General features: G+C 72.4%; 10 protein-coding genes. 6 read left to right on the top strand and 4 right to left on the bottom strand.

All coding sequences use genetic code 11. From position 1 onward, the window contains the following. Positions 1 to 78: 78 nt before the first annotated feature. The 4 genes from O9K63_RS13360 (at position 79) to O9K63_RS13345 (ending at position 4141) form a co-directional block, all read left to right on the top strand. Positions 79 to 741: an Ltp family lipoprotein gene (locus tag O9K63_RS13360; protein ID WP_277238593.1), complete on the top strand. Its 663-nt coding sequence runs from the start codon at positions 79 to 81 to the stop codon at positions 739 to 741. Positions 742 to 944: 203 nt separating this feature from the next. Then, positions 945 to 2354 carry a hypothetical protein gene (locus O9K63_RS13355; protein ID WP_277238591.1) on the top strand — a complete coding sequence of 470 codons (1410 nt, stop codon included), beginning with the start codon at positions 945 to 947 and terminating at the stop codon, positions 2352 to 2354. 20 nt (positions 2355 to 2374) lie between these two features. Further along, positions 2375 to 2704: a hypothetical protein gene (locus O9K63_RS13350; RefSeq protein WP_277238589.1), complete on the top strand. Its 330-nt coding sequence runs from the start codon at positions 2375 to 2377 to the stop codon at positions 2702 to 2704. Between the two features lie 18 nt (positions 2705 to 2722). After that, positions 2723 to 4141 (top strand): hypothetical protein, encoded by a 1419-nt coding sequence (locus O9K63_RS13345; RefSeq protein ID WP_277238587.1) that lies wholly within the window; start codon positions 2723 to 2725, stop codon positions 4139 to 4141. A gap of 21 nt (positions 4142 to 4162) precedes the next feature. Here O9K63_RS13345 and O9K63_RS13340 read toward each other — a convergent pair whose 3' ends face one another. Then, a complete protein-coding gene (locus O9K63_RS13340; protein WP_277238584.1) occupies positions 4163 to 5629 on the bottom strand; it encodes an HAD-IB family hydrolase in 1467 nt (488 codons plus the stop codon). A gap of 62 nt (positions 5630 to 5691) precedes the next feature. Here O9K63_RS13340 and O9K63_RS13335 point away from each other — a divergent pair, with 62 nt between their 5' ends. Further along, positions 5692 to 6354: a VOC family protein gene (locus O9K63_RS13335; RefSeq protein WP_277238583.1), complete on the top strand. Its 663-nt coding sequence runs from the start codon at positions 5692 to 5694 to the stop codon at positions 6352 to 6354. Positions 6355 to 6495: 141 nt separating this feature from the next. Here O9K63_RS13335 and O9K63_RS13330 read toward each other — a convergent pair whose 3' ends face one another. Continuing rightward, positions 6496 to 7668 carry an MFS transporter gene (locus O9K63_RS13330; protein ID WP_277238581.1) on the bottom strand — a complete coding sequence of 391 codons (1173 nt, stop codon included), beginning with the start codon at positions 7666 to 7668 and terminating at the stop codon, positions 6496 to 6498. A gap of 69 nt (positions 7669 to 7737) precedes the next feature. Here O9K63_RS13330 and O9K63_RS13325 point away from each other — a divergent pair, with 69 nt between their 5' ends. Further along, positions 7738 to 11445, top strand: a complete 3708-nt coding sequence (locus O9K63_RS13325) for a DUF2126 domain-containing protein (RefSeq protein WP_277238579.1) — start codon at positions 7738 to 7740, stop codon at positions 11443 to 11445. 24 nt (positions 11446 to 11469) lie between these two features. Here the strand turns inward: O9K63_RS13325 and egtD are convergent, their stop codons facing one another. Next, positions 11470 to 12411 carry an L-histidine N(alpha)-methyltransferase gene (gene egtD / locus O9K63_RS13320; RefSeq protein WP_277238577.1) on the bottom strand — a complete coding sequence of 314 codons (942 nt, stop codon included), beginning with the start codon at positions 12409 to 12411 and terminating at the stop codon, positions 11470 to 11472. Further along, a complete protein-coding gene (egtB, locus tag O9K63_RS13315; RefSeq protein WP_277238575.1) occupies positions 12408 to 13655 on the bottom strand; it encodes an ergothioneine biosynthesis protein EgtB in 1248 nt (415 codons plus the stop codon). Before egtB ends, egtD begins: the two co-directional genes overlap by 4 nt. Between the last annotated feature and the right edge of the window lie 182 nt (positions 13656 to 13837).

The raw sequence follows: 13837 nt of genomic DNA, 5'->3' as shown, positions 1-13837 counted from the left end.
CCGTTCGGTCGAGGCGGCACGGCGCCGCCGAGCGGTTGCATCTGCGGTGACAACGAACGAGGAAACAGGAGTCGGACCATGAGCCAGCAGCCCCCACAGTCACCCCAGTGGCAGCCCACCAACCCGCCCGTCCCACCGGTCAGGCAGAGCTGGTTCGCCCGGCACAAGGTCCTGTCCGTCGTCCTTGGGGTCACGCTGCTCGTCGTCGTGGTCTGCTGCGGTGCGGGCCTCGCCACGCTGGCCGGTGGTGACTCGTCGACCGGGACCGGCAGCGAGACCTCCCAGGCCGCTGAGGAGTCGGCGGAGGCCGCGACGGAGGAGCCCGCCGAGGAGACGACGGCGTCGGAGGAAGCCGAGGAGACCTCCGCCGAGGAGGCCACCGAGGACCAGGCCACCGAGGACGAGGCGGAGGAACCCGCCGCGGAGATGACCACTGAGCAGGAGAACGCAGTCCGCGCGGCCGAGAACTACCTGGAGTTCATGCCCTTCTCCAAGCAGGGCCTCATCGAGCAGCTGTCCTCGCCCGCCGGCGACGACTACCCGCAGGACGTGGCCACGTTCGCGGTGGAGCACATCGAGTCCGACGTCGACTGGAACGAGCAGGCCGTCAAGGCCGCGGAGAGCTACCTGGACCTGATGTCCTTCTCCCGGTCCGGGCTGATCGAGCAGCTGACCTCGGACGCCGGTGACGGCTACACCCGCGAGCAGGCCGAGTACGCGGCCGACCAGGTCGGCCTGTAGAGACCTCCGGGGGGAGGGGCGAAGGGGGTGGCTGCGGCCACCCCCTTCGTGCTGTCCACCTGCACGTGGTTCGCGAGGGGGCGAGCACAGCCCGGGCCCGCTCCCGAGGGCCTCGCTATTCGGGGGCGGCAGGAGTAGATTCGTAAGATTCCTTGGGTGAGGTGGATCCGATGGCAGGTGGGGCTTTCGGAGGTGTGGCGGACGTGCCGGTTCCGCCGGTCTCGGAGCAGAGCGGGCACGCGCTGGCGGGGATGTTGGTCGCGCAACGTCAGGCTGCTCGGGACGCGGATTGGCCGGGGATGCTGCGCGTGTCGCTGGACCTGCTGGGTGCCGGGCACGGTCATGGGGTGGCGATCCGGGCGGTCCGCCGTTCTGACGCGGCGCAGGCCGATTCGGCCATGGAGATCGCGGCCCAGCTGCACGATGGGCTGTCGCAGCTGGCGGCTCGAAGCGACCACGGCGCACAGGCGCAGGGCATCCGGGACATGCTGCACGACATCGACCCGGCACTGGGGGCACGAGCAGACCTGCTGCTCGACCAGGTGGCCGCGGGGTCGATCAACGCGGATGTGTTCGATGAGGCCCGGGCGACTGCAGCGGTACTGGGGCAGGCACCGACCACCGACCTGGAGGCGGCGTTGTGTGTGGCCGCAGGCGCGCGCGGCTTGCTGGGGCTGGTGCACTGGGTGGTGAACTCCACCGACCCGGGGTCCCTCGACCTGTCCGGGTTCGGGACCCAGCTGGGCCGGTTGGAGCAGACGCACGCCGAGCTGGGCGAGGTGGTGGAGACAGCGGAGCAGGCGCTGCACGCTGCCTGCCTCGGCGGGCAGCCGCTCGCGGTGGAGACGGCGGCCGCGGCACTGGCGGCAACGGTCCAGGACATCGTGGTGCCCGCCGCCACGATGCAGGCGACCGGCAGGGCGTGGGTGGCGGCCTTGCGGGAGGCCGGCCGCAACGGGGACGCCGAGCGGATCGGCCGGGTCCTGGCCCGCGGGGGGTTGCTGCTGCGGCGGGCGATCGCGAGTGCGAGCGTGGCTGATCTGCTGCGCCTGGACCTGACGCTGCGCGACCCGTCCGATGCGGTGACCGGTCTGTTCGAGGCCGGTGGGGCCCCCTTCGCCGCGGACCCGCCCAACGGTCGCGACACCGAGATCGCCCACCTGGGGCCCGACGACGACGGCGAGTTCGTGCAGGTCGAGGGCTTCGTCGTCGGCGCCAGCGCGGTCCGTGAGTCGGACGGCAAACTCGTGGGACGGATGGTCGTCGAGGATGCCTCCAGCGGTACCAGCGTGGAGATGAGCACCACCTTCCTGCACCCGCCGCACATCGGCATCACCCTCGGCTGCTACGTGATCGCCCACGGGGTCTACCGCACCACCTCGGCCCGGCTGGAGGGGCGGCCGGGGGTTGAGGTGGACGCGTTGGCGCCCTCCGCGATGGGACAGCAGTGGTGGCAGGCGCGACTGTGGTTCACCGCGGGACGCTGGCTCGACGTGTGGCGCAGCAACCTCAATCTGTGCTGGTCGCTGGGCGGCCACACCGCCGGCCCGGACGACAGCGAGGACCCCACCCGCGGGGCCGCGGAGCTGATCTACGCCCCGTTCGCCAGGTGAGCCAGAAAAAGGGAGACACGATGGCTGCGTGCGACGCACTGAGGGACGAGGCTCGTGATGCCCGCCGGGACGCCGAACAGGCCGCCACGGAGACCAAGGACGACCTGCAGGAGGCCCGCGCCGATACCGGCAAGGCGCTCGCCCTGTGCGCCACCACAGCAGGCGGCTTCGCCGCCGGCTTGGCCGCCGGGCTGGCGACCACTCCCGCGTGTGTGGGTGGGATCTGGGAGGCAGCCACCTCCTGGTGCGATGTACGCGACTCCGGCAAGGAGGCCGTGGATGCGACCACCGCGGCGGCGGAGGCCCAGCAGGCATACCTCGCGTGCCTGAACGACCACAAACGCAACTGAGCTCGTCGGCGGTGCGGTGTGTCGGCGCGGTTCTTCTTCAACCTCTCACCGGACACCTTCACGCCGGCGAACGTGGACCTGCCACCGGGTGGTTACCTGCTGGCCCCCAACAACGCCACCCCGCAGCTGGCCGAACTTGCTCGGCAGGTCCGCAGCGAGGGGCTGGACCTGATGGCCGACAACGGCAACTTCACCCTGATCGGTCAGGTCAGGGCCGCCCTGTCCCAGGAGTCCGACGCCCTGGACGAACGGGCCGATGCGGTCGAGACGCTGCTGGGGCGGTCGCTGCGGCCGGGTGAGCTCCCCGAGCGGCTGCAGGCCGACTACTTCGACCTGTCCGTTCGCGCGCACCAGCTGGCCCGGACGTTGGCCGGCACCGGTGAGGCCAGCCTGGCCGGCCAGCTGGCGCTCGACCCGACCCAGGTGATCGGCGTGGAGGACATCACCGCTGCCTGCTGGTTGGCGCTGGACCTGGAGCGCACCTACACCGGACGACGCAGGCGGGACTGGCGCAGGATGAACACCACGGTCGCCCGGCGTGCCGTCGACCGGATCACCACGTTGCCGAACGACCTCGCCTCGCACTACTACCCGGTGGCGAGCGCGGAGTCCTACAACACCGCCCACGACGCCGGCGCGGTGTTCGCCGAGCACGGGCTGACCCGGATCTCCATGGGGTTCGGCGCCTACATGGCCGACGCCAACTACACCGACCACGTGATCATCGGCCGCCGCCGGATCGACTTCGCCGGCCGGTTGCCGAACCGCTACACCCGCACCGTGCTGGCCGCTCGCGGGTTCTGGGACGGCTACCGTTCCAGGGCCGGCCACGCGCCGCGGGCATTCCACTTCCTCGGGCTCGGTGCCCCGATCATGCTGCCGCTGGTGGCCTTGGCATCCGGGGGTGGCACCGCGCTGAGTTTCGATGCCACCAGCCCGATCAAGGACGCGGTGCGCGACGGTGTCCTCTACGTCACCACGCCGGCCTACCTGAAGATCCGGATCCGCAAGAGCGCCGGGTGGCTGGCGTCGGACCCCGACCGCGTCTGGGACTGCCCGTGCCCGTTCTGCACCACATTCACCAAGCGGTTCCCGTTCACCTACTCCCTCGGGCACGCCTGGCGCCACGCCCACCCCGACCAGGACGTCACCGCTGCCGACCTTCGCCCGGACGGCGCCCTGTATGACGCCTACCCCTTGTTCTCCGAGCCACCGTCGGGGCCTCGGCGCGACGCCGTGGACCACGCCCGCATCGGACACAACCACTGGGCCCTGGAGCAGATCCTCTCCGCGATCCGCGCGAGCGCAGACGCCGGCACGCTCCACGCCCATGTGGCTGCGGTCGTGGCCGCGTACGTACCCACCACCTCCCGGCCCTTCGCCGAAGCCGTCACCCACGGCCTCCGCTTCGCCACGGACGAGCTCGGCGAGGCGTAGACCGGGTCGGGTCGGCGTCGCCTAGCTCTCGTCAGACCCCTCGACGTACGCCTCACCGTCGGTGCCCCCGTCCACCGCGAACCACCGGTCCTCGTCGGGGACCGTGCCGTCCGGGTAGGTCAGCGCGAGCTCGGCCATCGTGGGTCGGGGCGGGTTGGCGACCTCGTCCGGGAGCAGGCCGGTGATGGCGTCGAAGATCCGCTCCATGTCACGCCGGACCGAGCGGTACTTCAGCTCCACCGGCTCGCCGAAGGTCATCGTCACCTCGGGCGGATCGAGCAGGTTCAGCATGCGCGGCACCCGCGAGGACCGGGGCCAGACCTTCTCCGTCCCGGTGATGGCGAAGGGGATCACCGGCACCCTGCTCAGGTGGGCCAGCCGGGCTGCGCCCGTGAAGCCGGACATGCCGGGCTCGAAGAAGTGGATGCCGCGCGGGATCGTCCCCTCGGGCATCATCGCGAGCATCTCCCCGCCCGCGAGCGAGCGCATGGCGGAGGCGAAGGCGTCGGGACTGTCCGGGTCCTCCTGCCGGCGGTCCACGCTGATCCCGCCACCGGCACGGAAGAAGCTGCCGAGGCCGGGGACGTCGAAGAGCTCCTTCTTGCCCAGGAAGCGTGCGGTCCGGCCGGTGCGTCCCATCGCGACGACCATCGCTGCGACGTCGAAGTACGAGCGGTGGTTGCCCACGAGGATCGCCGGACCGGTCTCGGGGACGTTCTCGGTGCCCCGGACGGTGAACCTGGCGTACGGGAAGACCTCGGGTCGGGCGAGCAGGGTGACCAGGCGCTGCAGCTCCACGCCCAGGACCGGCACCTTGAAGACGCCCGGTGAGGCGTCGAAGTGCAGCACCGGCCACTTGGCCGCGGTCGCCAGGACCTGCAGCCGCGGGTCGGGGTTGACCGCACCGGGGTTGCCGACGGCCCTCAGCAGCGGCGCGTCGTAGATCGAGTCCGAGTAGGCGAAGGACTCGTCGAGGTCGATGCCCTCCTCCGCCGCCCACTCGCGCACCGCGGCGACCTTGCCCATCGACCACACGAAGTGGCCGTCGTTGCGGCCGGTGAAGTGGCCGGTGTCGTCCACCTCGTACCGGGTGGCGATGACGTAGTCGATGCCGAGGCGCTCGGCGAAGGGCAGGATGAGGTGCTCCGGGGTCGTCGTCGCCAGCACGACCGGTCGTCCGGCTTCGTGGTGCTCGTCGATGAGCATGTGGGCGAAGGGCCCGACCATCGGCTCGAGCACGTCCGCCGCCAGCTGCGCGGCCTCGTCGAAGGCATCGGCCGGACGCCCCTTGGCCACGAGCACGGCCTGGCGGGCGAGGGCGATGGACCCGAGGGACTCCCCGAGGAGGTTGAAGTAGCCGAAGAGCAGCGCCTCCCCCGGCAGCCGCGCGGACACGACACCCGTCTCCCGCATCGCGGCCGACAGGGCCGGGCCCGAGGCCTTGGGCAGGAGGGTGCGGTCGAGATCGAAGAACGCGGCGCCGGTCATCCCGCGAGGCTACCGAGCCGTACCAGTGCGGGTGAACCCGAAAGCGGCCTAACGTGGGTCACATGAACGATGACGCCAAGCAGGTCCTGACCAGCCAGCAGGTGAACGACCAGGCCCCCGTCGGGTGGCGCGAGGTGAACGGGATGCTGTGCACGCGCCTGATCACCAACGACTTCGACCAGTCGTTGCGGCTCGTCGACGAGATCGCCACCGCCGCCGACGAGGCCAACCACCACCCCGACATCGACCTGCGTTACGGCTGGGTCGGCCTGCGGATGGTCAGCCACGACGTGGGCGGGATCACCTCGCGCGACATCCAGCTCGCTGGCGTGATCTCCCGGCTCGCGGACGACCGCGAGGTCGAGCACGCCCCGCAGGTCCCCACCGCGATGACCGTCGGCATCAACACGGCCGACCCGGACAGGATCCGCGACTTCTGGTCGGCCCTGACCGGTCACGCACCGGCCCCCCACGACAGCACCTCCCTGCCGAGCCCGGACGGCCAGCTGCCCGAGATCTGGTTCCAGGTGACCGATGAGCCGGGCGTCGGGGGTCCCTTCCACCTCGACGTGTACGTGCCGCACGACGTGGCGCAGGAGCGGGTCGACGCGGTGGTCGCGGCCGGTGGTCAGCTCGTCACCGACGAGTACGCCCCCGCCTGGTGGGTCCTCGCCGATGCCGACGGCAACCGGGCGTGCGTCTGCACCTGGCAGCCGCACAACTGAGCCCATGGCGAAGGGGGGCGCTTCCCCCCTTCGCCCCGCAGGAGCCTGAGCAGTTGCGGACCAGACCGCGCAGGAGCCTAGGCAGTTGCGCACCAGACCGCGCAGGAGCCTAGGCAGTTGCGCACCAGACCGCGCAGGAGCCTAGGCAGTTGCGGGGCGTCCCCGCACCAGCGCCAGGGGCAGGGTGGCCAGGGACAGCACCGCGGCCACGAGCAGCGCCTCCGTGAGCGACGCCCCGGCGGCGATCGCACCGACGAGGACCGAGCCGAGCCCGGTGCCGGCGTCGAAGCCGACATTCCACACCGCGCTCGCCGTGCCGTAGTCACGCCGCGAGACGGAGGCGAAGGCGAGCAGCAGGGTGAGGTTCTGCAACGCACCGTAGGAGATCCCGACGCACAGGACGCCGAGCAGGAGCAGGGCCGCAGCCGGTGCCCCGTCCCGCGTGAGCGACACCGCGACGAGGACGAGCCCGGTGCTCGTGACGAGCACGAGTGGCCACAGGAAGGGCCGGGTCCCGTAGATGTCGGCGAGCGCGCCCATCTTCCACCGGGTCACGGCGGCGGCGCCGGTGAGCACGAGCAGCGCCACGGTCGCGAGCCAGGCCGCGCCGGCGAGGTCGCTGGAGAAGGTGATGAGCGCACCGCCGGCGAGGGTGACGCCCAGCAGCAGGAGCATCGCGCGCACGAGCGAGCGGTGGACCTGCGCCCGCGAGTGCGTCACGGGCGAGTCATCGGGCTCGACGACGAGGGACCGGCCGGCGAGCCACGCGGGGACGGCGCCGATGACCGGCAGCGCCCCGGCCGCGAAGACCAGCCAGAAGCCGATCTCCTGCGCCAGCCACGGGCCGATCGGCATGAAGACCACCTGCGGCGCCGCGATGGCCAGCCCGTACACGCCGACCGCCTGACCGCGCCGGCTCGGGTCGACGAGGTTCGCCACGGCGGCGCTGCCGGTGACGGTGAGGATCCCGAAGCCGAGACCGCGCACGGCCGCGAGGAGGAGGACCCACGACAGCTCGTCGGCGACGAGGTGGAGCAGCGCGGGCAGGCCGAGCAGCAGCTGACCGGCCGCCATGACCGGCCCCCACCCCCACCGTCGCACCGCGACGGGGACGAAGGGCTGGGTGAGCACCGTGAAGAGCATGAGGACGCCGTTGACGGCCCCGACCCCGGCCGAGTCCGCGCCCCCCTGGGCGGCCCAGAGCGGCGCGACCGGCATGAGCGCCGAGAAGCCGCTGAAGCCGGCGACCGTCGCCACGAGCAGGATTAGCATCCCGGGCAGGCGCCAGACGGGCGTGGTCGGGACGGTGGTCATCCCCGCATTGTCTCCGACGGGGCCCCTCGCCCCGCCATCCGGCACCCCACCCGCGCCTACAGTGGGCGGGTGACCATCCGCGTGGCCCTCGAGCACCGCACGAGCTATCGCTTCAGCGAGCCCGTGCAGGTCTATCCGCACACGATCCGGCTGCGCCCGGCGCCGCACGCGCGCACGCCGGTCCCGAGCTACTCGCTGCGCATCGAGCCGGAGAACCACTTCGTCAACTGGCAGCAGGACCCCTTCGGCAACTGGCTGGCGCGCGTCGTCTTCCCGGACAAGGTCGACCACCTCGAGGTCACCGTCGACCTGCTCGCGGACATGACGGTCATCAACCCCTTCGACTTCTTCGTCGAGGACTGGGCGGCCACCTTCCCCTTCGCCTACCCGGAGCAGCTGCGCGGCGACCTCGCCCCGTACCTCCACCCCGTGGGCGACGAAGGGGGTCGCGGGGGCGCCGCCACGTCCCCCGACGTCGTCGCCTGGCTCGAGGAGCGGATGCCCTCGCTCCTGACCGCACCCCGGGACGCGGCCGTGGGCGCCGGCACCCCGATCGTCGGGTTCCTCGTCGGCCTCAACCGCGCCATCCGCGAGAGCGTCGACTACACCGTCCGCCTCGAGGCCGGCGTGCAGACTCCCGCGCACACCCTCGACCGAGGCATCGGCTCGTGCCGCGACAGCGCGTGGCTCCTCGTCGCGGCGCTGCGCCACCTCGGGCTGGCCGCGCGCTTCGTCTCCGGGTACCTCGTGCAGCTGAGCACCGACCAGGCCGCGGTCGACGGCCCCAGCGGGCCGGCGGAGGACTTCACCGACCTGCACGCGTGGGCCGAGGTCTACGTCCCCGGCGCGGGCTGGGTCGGCCTCGACGCGACGTCCGGGCTGCTCTGCGGCGAGGGGCACATCCCCCTCTCGTGCACTCCGCACCCCTCCTCCGCCGCTCCGATCAGCGGCGCCACCGGCCCCGTCGGCGTCGACTTCGACTTCGCCAACACCGTCACCCGCCTCGCGGAGGACCCGCGCGTCACCAAGCCGGTCGACGAGGAGCAGTGGTCCCGGATCACCGCGGTGGGCGAGGCGGTCGACGGCCTGCTGGCGAAGGGGGACGTCCGCCTGACCATGGGCGGCGAGCCGACCTTCGTCGCGGCCGGCGGGACGACCGACCCGCAGTGGCACACCGCGGCCGACGGCGAGCAGAAGCGCGGGCTGGCCATGGCGCTCGCGCGCCGGCTGTCCTCTCCCGGCACGCTGCGCCACCACGGCCAGGGCAAGTGGTACCCGGGTGAGCCCCTGCCCCGCTGGCAGATCATGCTCGCCGACCGCACCGACGGCCAGCCGCTGTGGAGCGACCCCGACCTGCTCGACGACCCGTGGGGGGAGGCCCGCCTCGAGTCCGGCTCCCCCGAGGCCGTCGGCGCCGCCCGCGACCTCGCCGTCGCGATCTCCCGCCGGCTCGGGATCGACGTCGCGCACCTCGCCCCGGCCGTCGAGGACCCGCTCCAGCGACTCGTCACGGAGGCGCGCCTGCCGGCCGGCGAGGGGCCCACCGCCGGCGACCTGCCCCCCGACTCCCCCGAGCTGGCCGACGAGCGGGCCCGGGCCGCCCACGTGGCCGGGGTGGACGAGGCCGTCGACGCGGACACGCCGGCTGCCTGGGTGCTGCCGGTCTTCCCCGCACCCGACGGCGAGGGCTGGGCGACGACGACCTGGCGCACCCGCCGCGGCTTCCTCGCCCTCGTCCCGGGTGACTCACCGGCGGGACTGCGTCTGCCGCTCGGCTCCATCGCGTGGGGCGAGGGGCCGATCACGCCGCAGCGATCCCCCTTCGCCCCGCGCGGAGCGCTGCCGGCCGCCGTCCCCCCTTCGCAGGAGCCCAAGCAGTTGCAGGGTGAGGGGGCATTCAATTCGCAAGAGCCTAAGCAGTTGCAGGGTGAGGGGGCAGCCAGCACGCAGGAGCCCAGGCAGTTGCGAGCTCCCGCGCAGGTGATCCCGATCGAGGAGGCGCCGCGCACCGCGCTGGCCGTGGAGCACCGCGACGGACACCTCTTCGTCTTCCTGCCGCCGCTCGAGGATCTCGAGGACGCCGTCGGGCTCATCGCGGCCGTCGAGGGCGCCGCGACCGAGCTCGGACAGCCGGTCGTCCTCGAGGGCTACCCACCGCCCGGTGACGAGCGGGTGCGCACCATGTCCATCACGCCCGACCCCGGCGTCATCGAGGTCAACGTCTCCCCCACCTCCTCGTGGACCGAGCTCGTCGAGCAGACCGAGTCCGTGCACGAGCACGCCCGGCAGATCCACCTGGCGAGCGAGAAGTTCGACGTCGACGGCTCGCACACCGGCACCGGCGGTGGCAACCACCTGACCCTCGGCGGTCGCACCCCCGCCGACAGCCCGCTGCTGCGCCGCCCCGACCTGCTGCGCTCGCTCGTGACCTACTGGCAGCACCACCCGGCGCTGAGCTACCTCTTCTCCGGGCGCTTCGTCGGGCCGACGTCGCAGGCGCCGCGCGTGGACGAGGGCCGCTCCGACACGCTCTACGAGCTCGAGATCGCCTTCGCCCAGATGGACCACGTGCTGGCGATGGAGCACGACGCGCAGGACATCACCGAGCCGCTGACCGGGGACCACTACGTCAAGCGGCACACCCGGCCGTGGCTGGTGGACCGCCTGCTGCGACACCTGCTCACCGACATCACCGGCAACACCCACCGCGCGGAGTTCTGCATCGACAAGCTCTTCGCCCCCGGCAGCGAGCGCGGGCGTCTCGGGCTGCTCGAGATGCGCGGCTTCGAGATGCCCCCGCACCCGCGGATGGCGTTGCTGCAGGCGCTGCTCGTGCGCTCGCTCGTCGCGAAGTTCTGGGACGAGCCCTACTCCGCCCCGCTCGTGCACTGGGGCACCCGCCTGCACGACCGATACCTGCTGCCGGCCTTCGTCGCCGCCGACCTGCGGGACGTCATCGACGACGTCAACCGCTACCTGGGGTCGCAGGGCGTGGGGCAGCTCGACCCGGCGTGGTTCGACTCCTTCCTCGAGTTCCGCTTCCCGCGGCTCGGGGACACGGTCGTCGGCGGGGTCGAGCTGGGACTGCGCAGCGCGATCGAGCCGTGGCACGTCCTCGGCGACGAGGTCAGCCAGTCCGGTACCGCCCGCTACGTCGACTCCTCCGTGGAGAAGGTCCAGGTCCGCGCCGTCGGCCTCGTCGAGGGGCGGCACGTCGTCACGTGCAACGGCGTCCCGGTGCCGATGGTCCCGGTGGCCGAGCAGGGCTGGGGCGGTCCGGTCGGGGCGAAGGGGAGCACCGGCGCCTTCGTCGGTGGGGTCCGTTTCCGCGCGTGGGCGCCGCCGTCCGCGCTGCACCCGACGATCGGCGTGCACGGCCCCCTCGTCTTCGACCTCGTCGACCGGTGGTCCGGGCGCTCGCTCGGCGGCTTCACGCACCACGTGACGCACCCGGGCGGGATCTCCTACAGCAGCTTCCCGGTCAACGCGGCGGCGGCCGAGTCCCGCCGTGCGGCGCGCTTCGTCGTCGGCGGCCACACCCCGGGACCGGTCGACGTCGCCGCGCTGCCGGACCCGCTCGCGAGCCTCGGCCCGGCCGTGACCGACTTCCCGGTCACGCTCGACCTGCGCCGCTTCCCCGGGACGGACCGGGCCCCGGGCACCGTGGACGACTTCGCCGCGCCGCCGGCCGGTGCGGTCGCGGCCGGGATGCCACCCGCTGCCGGTGCGGACGTCGTGGAGACGAGCGCCGAGGGTCCGGTCCCGCCCACGGCCTGACCCCTCGACCAGCGCACTGCGCCCTCAGGTGGCGCGGGCGAGAGTGAGCGAGAAGTCGCCCGCCTCGTCGGTCCACCCGGCGACCGTCGCCGTCGCCAACCCGTGGTCCGCCAGCTCGGCGTGCAGCGCATCGAGGTGGAACTTGCGGGAGATCTCGGTCCGCAGGTGCTCCCCCTTCGCCAGCCGCCACCGACGGCCGATACCGGTGAAGTCCGCCTCGACGTCACGGACGGCTTGCAGGCGCATCTCGATGTGCAGCGCGTCCTCGTCCCACAGCGCCACGTGCTCGAAGTCCTCCCGGTGCAGCCCGGTGACCGGGGCCTCCCGGTTGATGACGTCGATGAGGTTGAGGTTGAACTGTGCGGTGACGCCGGCGGCGTCGTCGTAGGCGGCGACCAACCGAGCCGGGTCCTTCACCAGGTCCGCGCCGAGGAGGAAGTGGTCCCCCGGGACGAGTGCACCGCGCACCATCGCCAGGAAGTCCGAGCGCTCGGGACCGGTGAAGTTGCCGATGGTCCCGCCGAGGAAGAGCAGCAGACGCCTGCCCGGCTCCCCGGCGAGCGAGGGCAGGTGGTGGAAGTCGGCCACGGCCGGCGCGACGGTCAGCGTCGGGTACTCCGCTCGCAACCGGTCGGCGGTCTCCAGGAGCACCTCGCCGCTGATGTCCAGCGGTGCGTACACCGCCTGCCGGTCACCGGTGGTCAGCGCATCGAGGAGGACCCGGGTCTTCGTCGAGGAGCCGGCACCGAGCTCGTCGACGGCGCGGGCACCGGTGATCTCGATGATCTCCGCGCTGCGACGCGCCAGGATCTCGTGCTCGGCCCGGGTGGGGTAGTACTCCGGCAGGCCGGTGATCTCGTCGAAGAGGCGGCTGCCGCGCTCGTCGTAGAACCACCGCGGCGGCAGCGACGGCGGCGGCGACCACAGGCCGGCGCGCAGGTCGGCCTCGAGCTGCTCCCGGCTCACCGGGCGAGCCGCAGACCGGAGAAGACCCAGCGCGAGTCCGCCGGGAAGAAGTTGCGGTACGTGATCCGCGGGTGCTCCGGCGGCGTGATGGCGCACGCACCGCGCAGCACGTGCTGGTCGTTCATGAACTTGCCGTTGTACTCGCCCACCGCGCCGGGTGCCGTCTCGAAGCCGGGGTAGGGCAGGTAGGCGCTGGCCGTCCACTCCCACACGTTGCCGAGCGTGATCTCGCGGGCGGCTGCCGGGTGGCACCGCTCGGGGTCGAGCAGCTCGCCGCGCACCTGGTCGCCGCTGGCGGCGAAGGCCTCCCACTCCTGCTCGGTGGGCAGGCGGTACCCGGCCCACCGCGCGAAGGCGTCGGCCTCGAAGTACGAGATGTGGCAGACCGGCTCGGCCGCGACGACGGGGCGGCGACCCGAGAGGGTGAACGTCGTCCACCCGTCCTCGTCCCGGCGCCAGTAGCCGGGGGCGTCCCAGCCGGTCGCCTGCAGCGTCGCCCACCCGTCCGACAGCCACAGCTGGGGATCGCGGTAGCCACCGTCGGCGATGAACTCCATCCACTCGGCGTTGGTCACCTGCCTGCCGGCGACCTCCACGTCCTCGAGCCACACCCGGTGGCGGGGACGCTCGTTGTCGAAGGCGAACCCGCGGCCGTCGTCGCCGACCTGGGTGAGCCCGCCGGGGAGGTGCGTCCAGCGAAGGGGGTCGGGTCCGGCGCCGGGGTCCGGATCGGGCGACCGGTCGACGTAGGACGGCTGCAGGACGTTGCCGGACAGGAGGTGCTTGAGGTCCATCAGCAGCAGCTCCTGGTGCTGCTCCTCGTGGTGGCAGCCCAGCTCCACGAGGTCGAGCGCCGCGTCGTCGAGGCTGCCCGCGGCGAGCCGGTCGGCGACCTGCCGCTCGACGTCCTCGCGGTAGGCGGCGACCTCGTCGACCCCGGGGCGGGTCACCTGGCCGCGGGCGGCTCGCGGGTGTCGCTCCCCGACGGCCTCGTAGTAGCTGTTGAAGAGGTACCGGAAGGCCGGGTTGCGCGGCCGGTACCCGGGGTCGCTGCCGAGGACGAACTCCTCGAAGAACCAGGTGGTGTGGGCCCGGTGCCACTTGGCCGGGCTGGCCTGCATCATCGACTGCGGCGTCTGGTCCTCGGGGCTCAGGTCCCGGGTCAGGCGATCGGTACGGCTGCGGACGTCACGGAAGCGTGCGAGCAGTCTCGTGACGTCCGGGCGGGTGGATGTCGTGGTCATCGTGTCCTCCATGCGACGAGGTCTGACGAACCCCGTCGGGCACCGAGTTGTGGAGCTTCGGACGCGATCGACGTTACCCGACCCGAGCGACCGGCGCCGGGTGTCCGGCCGAGGTGCACCCGACCCGACCAACAGATCGCCGACGAGCGTCGAGGTGCCGATCAGCCCCTGACGCGCCCGCC

Source organism: Janibacter cremeus (genome assembly GCF_029395675.1).
GTDB classification, from domain to species: Bacteria; Actinomycetota; Actinomycetes; order Actinomycetales; family Dermatophilaceae; genus Janibacter; species Janibacter cremeus_A.
Note: the sequence above shows the minus strand (reverse complement) of the source record. Positions and strands in the feature narration are given on the sequence as shown.

Bases quoted from the DNA above. Each gene is read 5' to 3' on its own strand.
- egtB (WP_277238575.1), bottom strand. From the start codon at position 13,655: ATGACCACGACATCCACCCGCCCGGACGTCACGAGACTGCTCGCACGC.
- O9K63_RS13335 (WP_277238583.1), top strand. From the start codon at position 5,692: ATGAACGATGACGCCAAGCAGGTCCTGACCAGCCAGCAGGTGAACGAC.
- O9K63_RS13360 (WP_277238593.1), top strand. From the start codon at position 79: ATGAGCCAGCAGCCCCCACAGTCACCCCAGTGGCAGCCCACCAACCCG.
- O9K63_RS13350 (WP_277238589.1), top strand. From the start codon at position 2,375: ATGGCTGCGTGCGACGCACTGAGGGACGAGGCTCGTGATGCCCGCCGG.
- O9K63_RS13330 (WP_277238581.1), bottom strand. From the start codon at position 7,668: ATGACCACCGTCCCGACCACGCCCGTCTGGCGCCTGCCCGGGATGCTA.
- O9K63_RS13340 (WP_277238584.1), bottom strand. From the start codon at position 5,629: ATGACCGGCGCCGCGTTCTTCGATCTCGACCGCACCCTCCTGCCCAAG.